Annotated in this window: 15 protein-coding genes; 6 read left to right on the top strand and 9 right to left on the bottom strand. The window is 55.0% G+C overall.

All coding sequences use genetic code 11. The annotated features are described in order from the left end of the window. Positions 1 to 64: 64 nt before the first annotated feature. The 4 genes from ACR6JA_RS10985 to ACR6JA_RS10970 form a co-directional block, all read right to left on the bottom strand. On the bottom strand, positions 65 to 1267 hold the full coding sequence (locus tag ACR6JA_RS10985) for a cytochrome c (protein WP_494492750.1): 1203 nt from the start codon (positions 1265 to 1267) through the stop codon (positions 65 to 67). 7 nt (positions 1268 to 1274) lie between these two features. Next, a complete protein-coding gene (locus ACR6JA_RS10980; RefSeq protein WP_494492749.1) occupies positions 1275 to 3179 on the bottom strand; it encodes an NAD(P)-binding protein in 1905 nt (634 codons plus the stop codon). A 289-nt stretch (positions 3180 to 3468) separates the two neighbouring features. Next, positions 3469 to 3942: an ester cyclase gene (locus ACR6JA_RS10975; RefSeq protein WP_494492748.1), complete on the bottom strand. Its 474-nt coding sequence runs from the start codon at positions 3940 to 3942 to the stop codon at positions 3469 to 3471. Positions 3943 to 3953: 11 nt separating this feature from the next. Continuing rightward, the gene (locus ACR6JA_RS10970; protein WP_213712910.1) at positions 3954 to 5381 is read right to left on the bottom strand and encodes a gamma-aminobutyraldehyde dehydrogenase; all 1428 of its coding nucleotides are present in this window, start codon (positions 5379 to 5381) and stop codon (positions 3954 to 3956) included. Positions 5382 to 5617: 236 nt separating this feature from the next. Between ACR6JA_RS10970 and ACR6JA_RS10965 the strand changes: the two genes are divergently transcribed. Beyond that, positions 5618 to 6337 carry a FadR/GntR family transcriptional regulator gene (locus tag ACR6JA_RS10965; RefSeq protein ID WP_166872048.1) on the top strand — a complete coding sequence of 240 codons (720 nt, stop codon included), beginning with the start codon at positions 5618 to 5620 and terminating at the stop codon, positions 6335 to 6337. Positions 6338 to 6364: 27 nt separating this feature from the next. Then, positions 6365 to 7072 (top strand): cache domain-containing protein, encoded by a 708-nt coding sequence (locus ACR6JA_RS10960; RefSeq protein ID WP_494492747.1) that lies wholly within the window; start codon positions 6365 to 6367, stop codon positions 7070 to 7072. Positions 7073 to 7128: 56 nt separating this feature from the next. Here ACR6JA_RS10960 and ACR6JA_RS10955 read toward each other — a convergent pair whose 3' ends face one another. The 4 genes from ACR6JA_RS10955 to ACR6JA_RS10940 form a co-directional block, all read right to left on the bottom strand. Next, positions 7129 to 8610 carry an APC family permease gene (locus tag ACR6JA_RS10955; RefSeq protein ID WP_213712914.1) on the bottom strand — a complete coding sequence of 494 codons (1482 nt, stop codon included), beginning with the start codon at positions 8608 to 8610 and terminating at the stop codon, positions 7129 to 7131. A 236-nt stretch (positions 8611 to 8846) separates the two neighbouring features. Next, positions 8847 to 9611: a LamB/YcsF family protein gene (locus ACR6JA_RS10950; protein ID WP_494492746.1), complete on the bottom strand. Its 765-nt coding sequence runs from the start codon at positions 9609 to 9611 to the stop codon at positions 8847 to 8849. A gap of 2 nt (positions 9612 to 9613) precedes the next feature. Then, positions 9614 to 11113, bottom strand: coding sequence for an MDR family MFS transporter (locus ACR6JA_RS10945; RefSeq protein WP_494492745.1), 1500 nt, complete (start codon positions 11111 to 11113; stop codon positions 9614 to 9616). Positions 11114 to 11219: 106 nt separating this feature from the next. Next, positions 11220 to 11570, bottom strand: coding sequence for a cupin domain-containing protein (locus ACR6JA_RS10940; RefSeq protein WP_494492744.1), 351 nt, complete (start codon positions 11568 to 11570; stop codon positions 11220 to 11222). Between the two features lie 304 nt (positions 11571 to 11874). Between ACR6JA_RS10940 and ypdK the strand changes: the two genes are divergently transcribed. Beyond that, complete coding sequence (ypdK, locus tag ACR6JA_RS10935; RefSeq protein WP_034809579.1) at positions 11875 to 11976, top strand: membrane protein YpdK; 102 nt, start codon at positions 11875 to 11877, stop codon at positions 11974 to 11976. 59 nt (positions 11977 to 12035) lie between these two features. On the opposite strand, the gene alaC is transcribed toward ypdK, so the two are convergent. Then, positions 12036 to 13274 carry an alanine transaminase gene (gene alaC / locus ACR6JA_RS10930; protein WP_039295735.1) on the bottom strand — a complete coding sequence of 413 codons (1239 nt, stop codon included), beginning with the start codon at positions 13272 to 13274 and terminating at the stop codon, positions 12036 to 12038. Between the two features lie 241 nt (positions 13275 to 13515). On the opposite strand from alaC, the gene ACR6JA_RS10925 reads away from it, so the two are divergent. The 3 genes from ACR6JA_RS10925 to ACR6JA_RS10915 all read left to right on the top strand — a co-directional run bounded on the left by ACR6JA_RS10925 (position 13516) and on the right by ACR6JA_RS10915 (position 17367). Next, positions 13516 to 14757 carry a DUF1479 domain-containing protein gene (locus ACR6JA_RS10925; protein WP_336983446.1) on the top strand — a complete coding sequence of 414 codons (1242 nt, stop codon included), beginning with the start codon at positions 13516 to 13518 and terminating at the stop codon, positions 14755 to 14757. A 178-nt stretch (positions 14758 to 14935) separates the two neighbouring features. Continuing rightward, a complete protein-coding gene (locus ACR6JA_RS10920; RefSeq protein ID WP_494492743.1) occupies positions 14936 to 16639 on the top strand; it encodes a LytS/YhcK type 5TM receptor domain-containing protein in 1704 nt (567 codons plus the stop codon). Beyond that, complete coding sequence (locus ACR6JA_RS10915) at positions 16636 to 17367, top strand: LytR/AlgR family response regulator transcription factor (protein ID WP_039305288.1); 732 nt, start codon at positions 16636 to 16638, stop codon at positions 17365 to 17367. Before ACR6JA_RS10920 ends, ACR6JA_RS10915 begins: the two co-directional genes overlap by 4 nt. Positions 17368 to 17405 lie beyond the last annotated feature (38 nt).

Here is a 17405-nt window from a genome sequence, read left to right as displayed (position 1 = left end):
CCAGGCTAATCTAGCCCCGCAAAAAAGGGGCCATTAAGGCCCCGGTTAAACTTATCTGGCTGAACTATTTGCCTTCGCCGGTTATCTTCTTCACCTCAGCTTCGGTTGCCGCAGGCGCACCGTTACCCCAGGAACCACGCACGTAGTTCACCACATCGGTCATCTCTTTGTCCGACAGCACGCCTTTATAGCCGGGCATCATGAACGGAATAGTGCCCTGGGTTTGCGGCGTATGCGCCCCGTCGGCGATCACGCGGATAAGCGAGGACGGATCTTTCGCCATCACCGCCGAGTTGCCCACCAACGACGGCACGTTAAAGTCAGTCCCCTCCCCGTCCGGGCTGTGGCAGGTTGAGCAGTAGCGCATGTAGAGAGTTTTACCGTCGGACGGCTGAGAAACCACGGCAGCATTCACCGGCGTGGCGGCTGGTTTTTGCGGCTTGAAGTTGGCGATATACAGCGCGATAGCTTCCAGGTCGGCATCCGTCAGGTACTGGGTACTTTGGGTGACCACTTCGCCCATCGGGCCGGCAATAGCGTGATGCTGGCTGCGGCCTTTGCTCAGCAAGTCTTTCACTTCCTGGGTGGACATATTCATGCCGCGCAGGGAAGGCGCATACCAGCCGTCGATCATCGCCCCGCTCAGGAATTCAGGGCTGGAATCATCGTAGCCCTTTTCCTGCATCGCCATACCGCGCGGCGTATGACAGGCGCCGCAGTGGCCCGGCCCCTGCACCAGATAAGCCCCACGTTTAATTTTCTCCGCGTTATCACCGCGGGCCTCAACCACCACGCCGCCGGATTTCACGTCATCCACGAACAGGCCGTTCCACACGCGCAGCGGCCATCGGGCCGACAGCAGCAGCGGAATATCATTCTCTTTATTGGCGGTAGCCACCGGGGCAACGTCCTTCATAAAGTAGTCGTACAGCGCCTTCACGTCTTCATCGGTCATTTTGGCGTAGGAAGGATAAGGCATCGCCGGGTAAAGGGCGTGGCCATCTTTGGCTATCCCCTGGCGAACCGCCTTCTCGAAATCTTCGTAGCTGTAATCGCCAATGCCGTGGGTTTTGTCCGGCGTGATGTTGGTGGAGTAGATATCCCCCACCGGCGTGGAAAACTTTTTGCCTCCGGCCATCGGCTGGCCGCCGTCTACGGTGTGGCAGGCGACGCAGTCTGACGCGCGCGCCACATACTCACCTTGCGATACGGCAGCGTAGCCGCTGGCAGAAAAGAGGATCGAGATAGCCGCTAAAATACGTTTCATTTCCTGGTTACCCCATTGCCACAAGTTCGTTGACTGCACGCCATGCCTGGTCGATAGCTGCGTGAGCGTAAGCGCTCCAGTCTGAGTCAGAGTTAGCAATCGTGATGCGCCCTATCGGCTGGCGGGCACGGTTGATAATTTCCGGCATTTTCTCCATGTCATCGCTCAGGGCGTTAGCATAGTAGGCATAGCCGTGCGCCCAGCGGTTGACCGTGATGGCCGCAATATCGCGTTCGTGGTCAAAGCCGGTGTGGCCCAGCATCTCCTGCAGCTGAGAGCGGATCATCTGCTCGTGGGCTTCAAAGGTAGAACCCAGCAGGAATGCACGGCCCCGGCGGAACTGCTCGCGCGGGGACATGTTGCTGCCCGGATAAGTCGGCACATATACCATGTGGATACACATCGGGTCGTCCGGCGTTTGCGGGTGATGGTAGTCGCCCATGCTGACCGGGTAATCAAGCTTCACGCGGCTGTACGGCGCTGCCGGGGAATAGAATTCATGCACCCCGGTGTTTTTGAAAGCACGCCAGTTGTTGACTACCACGTTGGTGTAGACCAGCGGCGCTTTGACGTTGAGGCGCAGATCTTCTTTCTGCTGCTCCGGCGCCTCCGGCACGATGTACGGGATCATCATGTTGTAGCCCGCCATGATGGCGTTGCGGCTCTTCACGCGGTGCAGCTTGCCGCTCTGATTGTTGACATAGCTCACCACCACGCCGTTATCGACATTTGCGGCGTTAATCACGCTGCTGTTGAGGCGAATGCGGGTACCGTTTTCCGGCCTGTCCAGCAGCTCGTAGTGCAGCCTTGCGGTGACGGAATCTTCCATCGTACTGCCCGGCAGCGCGTCAGGAATCAGTTTGCGCACCATCAGGCGCGTCAGCCCGGCGTTGCCGTCCGGGAAGTGGTAGGTGTACGGCTCTTCAAGGTCGGCCAGCGCTTCGCCATCCAGCGGCGGCAGCCCCATTGCCTCCATGCCCGGCAGCGCACAGGCGCGCGCGTCGCTGCAGCTCACGCCTTCAATCCCGATGGCAAAAAAGTCGTTGGTACGCTGCTGGAAGTACATCAGCGCCATTTTACTTAAGCCGACTTTCTGCTCGAGGAACTCATGATAGCTGTGGACATCCAGCCATTCGCTTTTCTGCTCGACCGTCATACCTGGCAGGTAATCGGCAGGGTTGACGTGCAGATCCAGCAGCGCCTTGCGGTCTGCCTCGCTCAGCGGGAAGTCATTGATAAAGGCTTCGATGCTGCGGCCATTGAGCCTGTCCGGTGGAATATCGTCCGACACCGCGCGACCAGGGTCGCCGCTGACGATTTTGGTTTCACCGAAGTTCTTTTTGTCGAAGAACACGCCGCGGCTCAGGTTCTGGTCCGGGTAGAAAGTGGCGTCAAAGCTGCTTTTCATTCGCGTGATGCTGACGCCCAGGGAATCCATCAGGCCGTGAACCACCGGGCTGAAGTTGCTGTTCGGCGACTGGAATGATTCGCTGCCGCCGTAGCCCAGCAGCGTTTTGCCGCCGACGTTGAACTGGTTGCGCTTGGCGTGCCCGCCGAAGTCGTCGTGGTTGTCGAGGATCAGGATTTTGGCCTCCTTCCCCATTTTTTCGCGCCAGAAACAGGCTGCCGCCAGGCCGCTGATCCCGCCGCCAACCACCACCAGGTCGTACTCTTCTTCTACCGGCAGCTTGCCGAAGTCGAATTTTTCGTGCTCGCGCCCAAGGGCGTGCGCCATTTCGAACGAGCCAGGGTGGTTGCCGCGCAGACCCGTTAGCCCCGGCGGGTAGTAATCTGCATTTATCACGGCGCTGCCGGGTGCTTTGCCGTTTGCCCTCACCAGTTCCAGAGGCGTTAAACCAGAGACAATTGCAATTGCCATCCCGTTAAGAAAGTCACGTCGGGTAATAGACATAGATAACCTTTTTTATCAGTCCTTTATACCCGTCATACTTCAAGTTGCATGTGCGTCACCTGCATCCACTCACCTCAGTCACATAGTTATCTATGCTCCTGAGGATTCACGGCCTTGGTGCCTTCCTGCAACTCGAATTATTTAGGGTATAGACATATTGTTAACCAAATGATAACAAACTCCCTGCCGCTTCGCTACGCGATAAGCCTGTTAACTATAGTGTCTTTTATGGTAACGGGTTGCCGTCACGCCGCCCACCGATAACCACCAGGGAGCGGCGTGCAGCAGGCTATTGGCGAGGTTTGAGCTCTTCGTCGAGTTTCTTCGAGTCGTAGTAATCGCCCTGCCAGGTAATTTTGCCGTGGCTGACTTTGATAAAGCTCACGCCTTCAAACTTGATCGGGTTGTTGGTTGCCGGGCTGCCGCCCCACTCGCCGCTGTTGGTGCCGCTGAACGCCCAGCGGAAAGCGATGGTGTCGTGGTTATAAACCGGCTCGCTGGTCATCTGCCAGTGCAGGTCCGGCACCGCTTTAATAAACGCACCAATCACCTCTTTCTCGGCTTTTTCTTTCCCTTCAACCGGTGTGCCGACGGCGGCGTCGTAATAAACCATGTCGCTGGCAAGATACTGGGCCGCCTGCCCGGCTTGGTGGGCATTCCACGCGGCCATATAATTTTTCACGACGGAAAGCGGTGTGCTTTCAGCCAGCGCCAGGGTTGAAAAGAAAAACAGCGACAGCGCAACAGCATTAACTCTTTTCATCGCAGGGATCCTTATTCAGTGATATCGCACATGATGTGTTTGATGCGGGTGTATTCGTCGAGGGAGTAAGACGAAAGGTCTTTGCCGTAACCGGACTTTTTAAATCCGCCGTGGGGCATTTCCGCGCACAGCGGGATATGGTTGTTGATCCACACGGTGCCGAAATCGAGACGGGTGCTAAAGCGCTGCGCCCGGCTGTGGCTGCTGGTCCAGACGCTTGCCGCCAGGCCGTATTCCACGTCGTTGGCTCTGCTGAGCGCCTCTTCTTCGCTGCTGAAAGACTGGATAGTCATCACCGGGCCAAAAACTTCATGCTGAATGGCCTCATCGCGCTGCTTCAGCCCGGAAATGATCGTCGGCTCAAAGTAGTAGCCGGGGCCCACGCCCTTTTTGCCGCCGGTTTCAATTTTTGCATGGTCCGGAAGCCGTTCAATAAAGCCCGTCACCTGCTCCAGCTGGTTGCGGCTGTTGAGGGCACCATACAAAGCCTCGCGATCGTCCGGCTCGCCGAAGGTGATTGATTTGGTTTTCTGAATCAGCTTTTCAAGGAAAGCGTCGTAGGCGGAGGCTTCAACGATGATACGCGTGGCAGCGGTGCAATCCTGCCCGGCATTAGAGAAACCGGCGGCGGTAATCACCTCGACCGCTTTGTTCATGTCCGCATCGGCAAACACCACCACCGGCGCTTTGCCACCTAATTCGAGGTGCGCTTTGGTCAGGTTGGCGGCAGCAGAGGCGGCAACCTGCAGCCCGGCGCGAACGGAACCGGTGATCGATACCAACGAGGCTTCCGGGTTGGATACCACCAGCGAGCCCGTCCCCGCTTTGCCCAGCACCACGTTGAATGCGCCTTGTGGGAACAAAGGTGCCGCAATTTCGGCCAGAATCAGCGTGCTGATAGGCGTCGTATCGCTCGGTTTCAGCACCACGGTGTTGCCCGCCGCAAGCGCCGGCGCGATTTTCCAAACGGCCATCATGAATGGGTAGTTCCACGGCGTCACCTGCCCGACAATCCCCAGCGGTTCGCGGCGAATGGTTGAGGTAAACCCGGCGGCATATTCCCCGGAAGCTTTCCCCTCAAGGCAACGGGCTGCCCCGGCAAAGAAGCGGATAGCGTCGCAGGACGCCGCGATTTCATCGCGCTCGATAAAGTGTTTAAGCTGCCCCGTTTCCTGACTTTGCACCTCCACAATCCGCGCGGCATTACGTTCAATTTCATCGGCAAGTTTCAGCAAGGCACGCTGCCGCTCGGACGGCAGGGAATGTTTCCATACCGCGAACGCCGCTTTTGCCGCCGCGTAAGCCTGGTTAACTTCTTCCGCGCCGCCGTCAGGGGATTGCGCATAAACCTCGCCGTTGACCGGGCTGACCAGGTCAAACAATGTGGCTGGCTGGCCCGCCACATAGTGCCCGTTGATAAAATGCTTCAGGGTTTGCATCGCCTTTTCCTCAGATTAAACATAAACAATATTATGTAATATCTTTTGAGTGGCGACTTTTCAATCTGCGCTTGATAGCAACATGATCGACCCCACAATTTAACAATATTTTTACATTGCAATGCCGGGCAAGCGGTGAAAACCGCCGTTTCTGGTAGCCCGTCGATGCCTTTCTTAAAGGCCCGGGCTGTGCTATCAATAACCGTTGATTCAGGGAATTTTAATCAGAGAGCACTATGATTACTCACGCAGTAATATTCGCACCTATAGGACAGGCAAGTCGATCCGATCAAATTGTGCAGCGGCTTTCAAATGCAATTATTACTGGTTTGCTTGAGGCAAATGAGCAGCTTCCTAATGAAGCCGACCTTGCCAAAATGATGGGCGTTTCCCACATAACAATACGCGAAGCCTTAAATACTCTGCGGGCGAATAATTTAATCCACACCGTTCGTGGGCGAAATGGCGGCAGCTTTGTTTGCGAAAATAGCGGCGAATTTCAGACGCCGCTCCACCCTTTTAAGACCATCAGCTCAGACTATATTTCTGACCTCGGCGAAATGCATTGCGCCATAATTAGCCACAGCGCAAAGCTGGCTTCCAGACGCATGACCAGCGCGGATATCACCCGGCTACGGGAGTTTGTTGCCGCACTGAAATCGGCCAGCACGCCGGAGCTAAAAACTCAGGCAGATATGCGCTGCCTGCTGGCACTTTCCGCCAGTTCTCAGTCCGCAAGGCTTGCCAATCAGGAACTGCTGCTGCAGGCCGAATGGGCTTCACTGGTGGCCATTCTTTACCGTGATGAAGCCATTCATCGGGAAGTGATTGATGTTTATACCGAATTGATCGCCGCGCTAGAAACCCATCACGAGCAGGAGGCGGTGCGATTAGCCACGCAACTCATCGACACCTTCACCTTCTATCTCATTGAAAGCAAATTAAAATATAAATAAAACTGACACAACAACACGGGCATCGCCATGAATGTACCTGCAAGCCTCATCCCTTTTACCAGTAAGATTGACGACATCATTACCACCACCATCCAGGCAACCATCGCGCTTGCCGGGCAGGTTGAGTCCACGCTGGCAGCGTTTCACGGCGGCGATCATAAATTGCTGCTGGATCCCGCGGTAAAACGAACCATCCAGGAACACATCAAAGAGACGCTGAACGAAACGCCTTACTGCTCAGGCTCTGGCTTTGCCAGTCACATTGCAGGCAGCACGGAAGAGAAAGAGTACTGGCTGCTGGAGTGGTGGTACAAAAAGGCCGACGGCGTGAAAAAGGTGAATCTCGACCTGGATCAGGCCACCCAGCAGCGGCTGGATTTCAGGACCTTTGAGTGGTTTAAAGATGCTCAGGAAAACGGCCAGGCGTATATTCACGGCCCTTATGTCGATTACGTTTGTAATACGTCTTATACCTTAACGTCTGCGATGCCGGTTTATTTGCACCAGCGTTTCATCGGCGTGGCGGCAATTGATGTGCTGGTCAGTGAAGTCGAAGAAGAATTACTTCCGCTGTTCAATAACCACAGAGTTATGCTGACTAATTTAGATAAGCGGATTATTTTCTCTACTTATCCTAAATACCGCGTCGGTGAATTACTGAATACCGCTGAGGCGGTTGAAGTCTATAACACAGAATACTGCACGTTATATGAGCTGATTAAAAAAGGGTCATAAGACCCTTTCATATTGTGGATAAATGCATACAAAAAAGGGCCATAAGGCCCTTTGTATTAATACTCGCGGGAAAGATTTAGCCGTTTAGCGTATTCAATGGCGTCATTTTCAGGCGCATCAGAATGGCCGAACGGTCTGGCAATCGTCATGTAAACCAGCCCCGAGCCGATGACCAACGTCAGGCCAATCAGCACCGTCCAGCGGTCAATAAAGGTTGCGCTGTCCGCAGGCTGGGCCAGCAGCCAGATCCCGCCGATACCGTAGACCAGCGCCAGCACGTTCACCAGCATGCCCCATGTCCCCAGCGTCCATTCTCCCGCAGGCTTCCAGCCCTTAAGGCGCTGGCGCAGCGCGGCCAGAATCACCATCTGGAAGGAGACGTATATCCCTATCACGGCAAACGCGGTGATGCGAGCAAGGTTATCCGGCTGGAAGTAGACCCAGACGCAAATCACCATAGGCAGCAGGCAGCTGACCAACATCGCGTTGTCCGGCACGCTATGCTTCGAGATCTTCGCCATCCACTCGCTGCCCGGCAGCATTTTGTCGCGGGAGAACGAGAAGATCAGGCGGCTCAGCGCGGCCTGAAGCGACAGGATGCAGGAGAGCATCGCCACAATGGCAATCACGATAAACAGCATGGCGCCCTTCTCTCCCAGCGCATCGTTCAGAATTGCCGGGATCGGATCGGCTATTTTGCCGTTCACAATGTTCATCAGATCCGGGGATGACAGCAGGTAACCCAGAATGGAGATCACCGCAGAGATCGCGCCGAAAACGATACTGAGGATCATCGCCACCGGGATCTTACGCCCCGGGTTTTTCACCTCTTCCGCCACATTGCCGCAGGCTTCGAAGCCGAAGAACATAAACAACCCCATCAGCGACGCCGACATAAAAGCAGTGCCGTAGCTGCCGTCTTTTGCCAGCGCGCCCATGGCGTCAAACACCACGGAGAAAGGCTGATTGCGGTGGAAAATCAGCAGGTAAATGCCGAGCGCAATCACGCTGATAATTTCACACCAGAAACCGAAGCGGGCAACCCTCGCCAGGTTTTTCGTCCCGGACATGTTGACGCCCATCATGATGGTGAGCAGCACCACGGAAGTGAGCAGCATCGCAATTGGCGTATCGCCGTAATGGAAAAGCGAGGCGACGAAGGTGGAGGTGTATTCCACAATAGACGTAATGGTCACCACCAGCGCCCAGAGGTAAATCCACGCGGCAATCCAGGCGTATTTTTTCCCCCACAGCCTTCTGGCCCACGGATATAGCCCGCCGGTGATGGGATATTGCGAAGCCACCTCGCCAAACACTAAGGCAACCAGCAGCTGTCCGCAGGCGGCAATCAGGATCCACCATATGGCTGGCGGCCCGGCGAGGGTTATCGCCAGCGCAAACAGGGAATACACGGCAGTCAACGGCGAGAGGTAGGTAAAACCGAGCGCAAAGTTAGACACCAGGCCGATGGAGCGGTTGAACTGCTGGCCCTTCTCCGGCTGGGAATCGGTACTTTTTGTAGCAGATGTCTGTTCCATATGTCTTTCTCTTTAGGGGGCATAGTTGCAGGCAATAGCTACATTTTATAAAACATATTAAGTTATATGTATATTGTACCTTGTCACAATTTTGTTAGATATAATGTTATTATATTGTTAACAACAAAAGGCAGAAGAAGAGCGAATGGAAGCCATTTCAGAGGTGGAGAAAGCGCCAGCCACAATGTTCGCGGAGAGCCGGTCACCCCGCACTCCGCCTGCAGCTCAAAACGCGTTTATCTGGTAAAAGCCTGCACCTCTATTTCCTGAGAAATAAACAAATTGCGGATTGCCTGCGCCATAGCAAGCGCCCCCGTGCTATCGCCGTGAACACAAATGGAGTCGGCCTGGACGGGGGTAAATACGCCTTCGATTGACTCCACGCCACCCTCAGTAATCAGCTGCAGCATACGTGCGGCAACCTGCCCGGCATCGTGTAACACGGCACCAGGTTCACGTCTTGACACCAGAGAACCATCAGCGTGATAGGCCCGGTCGGCAAAGGCTTCGCTGACGGTCGCCACCCCTTTTTGCTGCGCCCATGCCAGCAGGGGCGAGCCCGCCAGCACCACCAGCGGCAAGGAGGCGTCAAACGCCAGAATGGCATCCAGCACCGCTTCGGCCTGGCGCTTGTCATGCGCGATGGTGTTATACAGCGCCCCATGCGGTTTCACGTACCGGACACGCGTTCCCACAGCCTGTGCCAGCCCCTGTAGCGCGCCAATCTGGTAAATGACGTCCGCCGTCAGTTCGTCGCTGGCAATATCCATATTGCGCCGCCCAAACCCGACGAGATCCGGATACGCCACGTGCGCGCCCACGGCAACGCCCTGAGCTTTTGCGGCGCGAAGGGTTTCGAGTATGCCCGCAGGCGATCCGGCGTGAAAACCACAGGCCACGTTGGCACTGCTGACAATTTGCAGGATCGCAGCATCATCCCCCATTGTCCACTGGCCGAAGCTTTCACCTAAATCACTGTTTAAATCGATGTTTTTTTTCATAGTCAGCCTTTACGCAGCGGCTCATTTTTCATCAGTAGCGCGAGGACAAAGCCCAGCACCACAACGCCCGCCGAAATTATAAACACGGAATGAATCGCTGAGCCAAAAGCCTGAAGATAATCGTTACGGATCGCCACGGGCAGTTGGTGTACCGCCTGCGCGCCAAGCTGGCGCGGCAATTGAGTCCCCTCCGGGATCAGCGTCTCAAGATTACTGCGCAGCACGGAGGTAAAGACCGCGCCAAACGCAGCCACGCCAATTGAACCGCCGATGGAGCGAAACAGCGTCGCGCTTGAGGTCGCTACCCCGATAAGTTTTATTTCCACGCTGTTCTGCACGGCCAGCACCAATACCTGCATCACCATGCCGAGTCCCAGCCCTAAAAGACCAACGTACAGATAAAGCGTGGTCAGCGGCGTATCCAGCTTTAGCGTACCGAGCAGCGCCATCGCGATAAAACTTAACAGCGTTCCGATAATGGGAAAAATGCGGTAGCGGCCTATTTTACTGATGATGCGCCCGCTGATGATTGAGGTCAGGATAAGTCCGCCCATCAGCGGCAGCATTTGCATCCCCGCCTGGGACGGCGTTGAGAACTTTACCACCTGCAGATAAAGGGGCAAAAAGGTCATCGAGCCAAACAGCGACATGCCGATAATAAACCCAATCAGGCAGCTCAATAAGAAAGTGCGGTTGCGGAACAGGTACGGCGGGATCATCGGCTCAATCGCCAGTCGTTCTTCATAGATAAACCCCATCAGCGCCACGACAAAGAACGCGAAGATGCACCACAGCTGCGGATCGGACCACGCCATGACCGTGCCGCCTTCGCTGGTGAATAAAATCAGGCAGGTCAGTGAAATTGTCAGGTAGCCCGCGCCAAGAAAATCAATTTGATGCCTAATTCGCGCCGTCTGGGATTTCAGCACCGCGCCGATAACCAGCAGGGCAAAAATCCCCAGCGGCAGGTTGATATAGAAAATCCAGCGCCAGGAAAAATGTTCAACCAGAAAACCGCCAATCAGCGGGCCGATGACCGTCGCCAGGCCGAAAACACCGCCAAAAAGCCCTTGGTATTTACCGCGTTCGGCGGGTGGGATCACGTCGCCCACCGCCGCCATGGTGACCACCAGCAGCCCGCCGCCGCCCAATCCCTGCAGCGCCCGCATTAAAATGAGCTGCGTCATATTTTGCGCGAGGCCGCACAGCGCGGAGCCAAGCAGAAAGGTAACGATAGCCGTTTGCAGCACAACCTTGCGCCCGAGCAGGTCGCCAAACTTGCCGTAGAGCGGCACAACTATCGTGGAAGCCAGTAGATACGCAGTGACAACCCAGGAAAGCCTGTCCAGGCCGCCCAGTTCACCCACGATAGTGGGCAAAGCCGTAGAAACGATGGTTTGGTCCAGCGCGGCCAGCAGCATGACTAGCATAAGTGCCGCGAACAGCAGGCGGACTGAGGTTGTTTGCGGCGAGCCAGATGAAGCAGTTTCGGTCGTTGTCATGGTCGTTTTCATTAAGGGGAATAAGTTCGCCCTGGCGATTTGCTGAAAGTGTAAAGATACCTGCTTAACCGCCGCCTGAACTGCATCAAAACTCTGAAAAGCGCGATTAATACGTTACTGGCAAATTCACCCTGTCGCCTCGGGTCGTCGGCTGCGAGATAACAAGAAATTCAACCTCGTTATCGGAATCATTGCGAGCCTGATGTTTTGCCTGCGGCGGAATCGGGATCCCCTTCCCCGCTGGCACAACGTAACGCTCTCCTTCCAGCTCCATCGTCAATGCCCCGGTTAACACAAAAAAGAATTGCTGCGCCACGGAATGGTAGTGCCTTTGTTCCGTCCGCCCCGGCGGCATACGTTCATGAATCACGCTCAAAGCAGGATCTTTTAACAGATGCCATCCATCACAGTCTGTTCCCCACAGATAGTGTTCCGCATTTTCTTTTGAAACGATCATTTTCCCCCCCTGTTCAGCGAAAAAAATTAATAAAATTTAGCGTAAGCAAAAATACTTATTTTTAGACGAAAAATATCGCTAAAAAAGCGATATATCTTAATGTTTTTAATGAAGTAAATAAGGGATCATCCACACCTAATTAAAGTTCAAAAAACAGACAACTGTCACAATTTTGAGACACTTGTTTTCATTTTTAATTTGGGAGTACATTAGCGCCGTCCGGGTAAGGTTTTACCTCCGAATACCAGATGAAGCGGCACCCTAAAAGCAGTTTGCGGCTTCAGCTTATTATGTACCTGTTGAGATGCGCGTCAGCGCGGAGCGATGTGAAGTGAAATATTTTCTGATGGGTATTTCTGTGATTGTTGTGTTGTGGGCCGGCACCTTCTTCCTGATGGTTGAATAAGCCTTCACAAACAGCAGCGCAAAAAGAACAGGAGCCAAAGGGCTCCTGTTTTCGTTTCATTATTCGGCGTTTTCCGCAGCGTTTTTCGGCAGCGGTGGCAGCAGCCCGTCAGCCCTGAACATCGCCTTAATACCGCGCACGGCCTGACGGATACGATCCCGGTTTTCAATCAGCGCGAAGCGAACGTGAGTGTCACCGTAGTCGCCGAAGCCAATCCCCGGTGAAACGCAGACTTTCGCTTCCTGCAGCAGCTTTTTGGCGAACTCCAGCGAACCCATCGCCGCGTAGTGTTCAGGAATTTTTGCCCAGACGTACATGGACGCTTTCGGGCATTCCACCATCCAGCCCGCTTCATGTAACCCTTTTACCAGTACGTCCCGACGGCGTTTGTATTGCTCTGCGATATCACGCACGCACTGCTGATCGCCTTCAAGGGCAGCAATCGCCGCCACCTGCAGCGGCGTAAAGGTGCCGTAATCGTGGTAGCTCTTGATACGCGCCAGCGCGCTGACCAGTTCCTGGTTACCAACCATAAAGCCGATCCGCCATCCCGCCATGTTGTAGCTTTTTGACAGCGTGAAGAACTCAACGGCCACGTCGCGCGCGCCAGGCACTTCCATAATGGAAGGCGCTTTCCAGCCGTCATAGACAATATCGGCGTAGGCCAGATCATGAATCACCAGCACGTCGTACTGCTTCGCCAGGGCAACAACCTTCTCGAAAAACTCCAGCTCCACGCACTGGGCGGTTGGGTTAGACGGAAAGCCGAGGATCATCATCTTCGGTTTCGGGTAACTTTCGCGAATCGCCCTCTCCAGCTCGGCAAAGAAGTCCACGCCTTCCACCAGCGGCACGGAGCGAACCTGCGCCCCGGCGATCACCGCCCCGTAAATATGAATCGGGTAGCTTGGGTTCGGCACCAGCACGGTATCCCCGTGATCCAGCGTCGCCAGCATCAGGTGCGCCAGCCCTTCCTTCGAGCCAATGGTCACAATGGCTTCGCTTTCCGGGTCTATATCCACGTCGTAGCGATCTTTGTACCAGCGAGAAATGGCGCGGCGCAGACGAGGAATGCCTCGCGAAGTGGAATACCCGTGCGTGTCTTCACGCTGGGCCACGGTGCAAAGTTTCTCAACGATGTGCGGCGGCGTCGCCCCGTCCGGGTTGCCCATGCTGAAATCAATAATGTCTTCGCCGCGGCGTCGCGCAGCCATTTTCAGCTCGGCAGTGATGTTAAAAACGTAAGGGGGTAAGCGATCGATACGCGAAAAACGACGTTTTGGACTGGAGTCAGCCATAAATTCCTCAGAATAACGTGAGCGCCCGGACCGTCCGAGCGACGCTGCCACGTGATGTGGCCTGTCTTGAAAATAGCCTGAATAAAAATCGCCTGTCGAGGGGGAAATGAAAATATTTTTTCCGCGACATAAAACAGGAAGTTTCGAATGAAACACATCACTATTTCATTTGGCAATTCAGGCATACATTAACCAGGTAGCAACAACTCAGTAACTTATTCTCTGAAAGAGGGCGTCACCTATGCACCTGGACATTAACGATCTGCCAAAAGCTATCCGCGAGATAAAACAAAAGCTGCGCCGCGATCTGCCCCACTATCAATCGGCGTTTACCGAACTTGAAGCCAATATTCGCCAGCAGATCGAAACGATCCGCGAAGAAATGGCGCGCGGCGAGAACCCTGTTCCGCAACTCGACGCCGACGACATTCTTCAGGGCCGCGTGAGCGAGCAACAAAAAGCGCTGATTCGCCAGCGCGGCTGCTGCACGATCCGGGGCGTTTTCCCGCAGGAACAAGCTCGTGGCTGGAATGAAGAGATCGGCAATTATCTGGCACGAAATCATTTTGTCGAACGCCTGAAAAATGCGGCGGAAGACAACTATTTCGGCACGCTTGCCGACAGTAAGCCGCAGATTTACGGCATTTACTGGTCTAAACCGCAAACCGAAGCCCGCCAGCATGAACGTATGAAAGCGGTGCAGGTGTTCCTCAACAATCTGTGGCAAACGGAAAGCCACGGCAGGCAACACTTCGATCCAAATCGCGTCGTTTCTTACGCGGATCGCACTCGCCGCCGCCCGCCCCGCTCAAGCTCGCTGGGGCTTTCTCCGCACGTTGACGGCGGCTCGGTTGAGCGCTGGCTGGACGAGAACTTCCGCCACGTTTATCGCCACGTATTTTCCGGTAACTGGAAAGATTACGATCCGTTTGCCGCCGAAGGCAGAACGGAAGTGAGGGAGTTCCCGTCCCCCGCGGTCTGTTCGATGTTCCGTACTTTCCAGGGCTGGACGGCGCTCACGCCCCAGCGCAAACACGGCGGCACGCTAAATTTGCTGCCAGTGGCTAATGCCATGGCCTGGATCCTGCTGCGGGCGCTGCAGGACGATGTACCAGAGGAATCGTTGTGCGAAGCTAAGCCAGGCAGAGCATTATCCATTAACAAAGAGTGGCATCCCCTTTTACTGACTGGGATTTCCTCAATTCCCGATATGGAGCCGGGCGATACCGTTTTCTGGCACTGCGATGTGATTCATGCCGTCGAGAACGAGCACCTCGGTGAGTTCGATAGCAACGTGATGTACATCGCCGCCGCGCCGTGGTGCGAGAAGAATGCCGGGTACTTGCCGCGCCAGTGGGACGCATTTGTTGAGGGTAAAACGCCGCCGGATTTCGCCGCCGATGATTTTGAGGTGGATTTTGCTGGCCGTGCGACTACGCAGGATTTGACGCCTGCTGGGCGGGAACAGCTTGGCGGGAAGTAATGACCCCACCCAGGCCCTCTCCCTGGAAGGGAGAGGGAATAGACTGCGTGCTGTTGTGACCTTTATTTCCTCCCTCGCCCTTTGGGGAGAGGGTCGGGGTGAGGGGTGTCCTCAACTGGAAACCCCCGCCAAATTTCCTTATCATTGGCGCTTCCCCTCTGAGCCACGCGAGTGACCCGTGCACGAAATTTTTACTATGCTGCTGGCGGTGTTCGATCGCGCGGCGCTGATGCTTATTTGCCTTTTCTTCCTGATTCGAATTCGTCTGTTCCGCGAATTGCTGCACAAAAGCGCCCATACGCCTAAAGAGCTGCTGGCGGTCACCGCTATTTTCTCAATGTTTGCGTTGTTCAGTACCTGGTCAGGCGTGCCGGTTGAAGGCTCGCTGGTCAACGTACGTATTATCGCGGTGATGTCCGGCGGGATTCTGTTTGGCCCCTGGGTGGGGATTATTACCGGGCTTATCGCCGGGACACACCGCTACCTGATTGATATCGGCGGCATCACCGCTATTCCCTGCTTTATCACCAGCATCCTGGCCGGGATAATGTCCGGCTGGATCAACCGCAAAGTGCCGAAAGAGAAGCACTGGCGGGTCGGTATCATCGGCGGCATGCTCTGTGAAACGATGACCATGATTCTGGTGGTACTCTGGGCGCCAAGCACAGCGCTGGGCCTTGATATCGTGTCCAAAATCGGCGTACCGATGATCCTCGGTTCGGTGTCAATCGGCTTTATTATCCTGCTGGTGCAAAGCGTCGAGGGCGAGAAAGAGGCCAGCGCCGCCCGCCAGGCCAAGCTGGCGCTGGATATCGCCAACAAAACGCTGCCACTGTTCCGCAAGGTTAACAGCGAGTCGCTACGCCAGGTTTGCCAGATTATTCGCCACGATATCGATGCGGATGCGGTGGCCATTACCGATACCGAAAAAGTGCTGGCCTACGTCGGGCTGGGGGAAAATAACTATCACGAGAACGACCAGGCTTTCAGCCCGCGCACCCGTCAGGCACTGAAAGAGGGGCGCATCATCATTCGCAACGATGACGAAGCCTGGCGAACGCCGGAAATTCACTCCTTAATCATCATCCCGCTGTGGGAAAAAGGCGTGGTGACCGGCACCCTGAAAATCTATTACCGCCATGCCCACCAGATCACCTCCACGCTGCAGGAAATGGCGGTTGGCCTGTCGCAGATTATTTCTACCCAGCTTGAGGTTTCCCGCGCGGAGCAGCTGCGCGAAATGGCTAACAAAGCCGAACTCCGGGCGCTGCAAAGCAAGATAAACCCGCATTTCCTGTTCAATGCGCTGAATGCGATATCCTCCTCAATCCGTATGAACCCGGACACTGCCCGCCAGCTTATCGTCAACCTGTCACGCTACCTGCGCTATAACATCGAGCTGAACGATGACGAGCAGATTGATATCCGCAAGGAGCTGTATCAAATCAAGGATTACATTGCCATTGAGCAGGCGCGCTTTGGCGACAAGCTGACGGTGATTTATAACATTGATGAAGAGGTCAACTGCCGCATTCCCAGCCTGCTTATCCAGCCTCTGGTGGAAAATGCCATTGTGCACGGCATTCAGCCCTGTAAAGGTAAGGGCGTGGTGACGATAAGTATTGAAGAGAGCGGCAACCGGGTGCGCATTGCCGTGCGCGATACCGGCCACGGAATCGATCCTAAGGTGATCGAACGCGTGGAAAATAACGAAATGCCGGGGAATAAAATTGGCCTGCTGAACGTACATCACCGCGTGCAGTTGCTCTACGGCGAAGGGCTGATCATCCGCCGCCTGGAGCCGGGAACCGAAATCGCCTTTTACGTGCCGCGCTATGTCCCCACCGCCGCACCGCGCCCACTGGAAGGGAGAGAAGCATGAAGGTCATTATCGTAGAGGATGAGTTTCTGGCGCAGCAGGAGCTGAGCTGGCTCATCAAAAACCACAGCGAAATGGAGATTGTCGCCTCTTTCGACGATGGTATGGACGTGCTGAAGTATTTGCAGCATCACGAAGTGGACGCCATTTTCCTCGACATCAACATTCCGTCGCTGGACGGCGTACTGCTGGCGCAGAACATCAGTAAATTTGCCCACAGGCCGTTCATCGTGTTTATTACCGCCTGGAAAGAGCATGCGGTGGAAGCTTTTGAGCTGGAAGCGTTTGACTACATTCTGAAGCCGTATCAGGAGTCACGTATTATTGGCATGCTGCAAAAACTCGAGGCGGCTTATCAGCAGCAAACCTCTCAGCCTGCCGCCAGCCACGAAAACCGCGACGCCACGACGATTAACCTGATCAAAGACGAGCGAATTATCGTTACCGACATCAACGATATTTACTACGCGGAAGCTCACGAGAAGATGACCTTCGTCTATACGCGCCGTGAGTCTTACGTCATGCCGATGAACATCACCGAATTCTGCAGCCGCCTGCCGGAGAGCCATTTCTTCCGCTGCCACCGCTCTTATGTGGTGAACCTGAGCAAAATCCGTGAAATAGAGCCGTGGTTTAACAATACCTATATTCTGCGCCTGCGAGATCTTGATTTTCAGGTGCCGGTGAGCCGCAGTAAGGTGAAAGAGTTCAGGCAGTTGATGCGCCTCTAGAGAAGGGAAACTGGCGGGCGCAATCGCAGTGCGCCCGC

It is taken from the genome of Cedecea sp. B1(4) (assembly GCF_059414925.1).
Note: the sequence above shows the minus strand (reverse complement) of the source record. Positions and strands in the feature narration are given on the sequence as shown.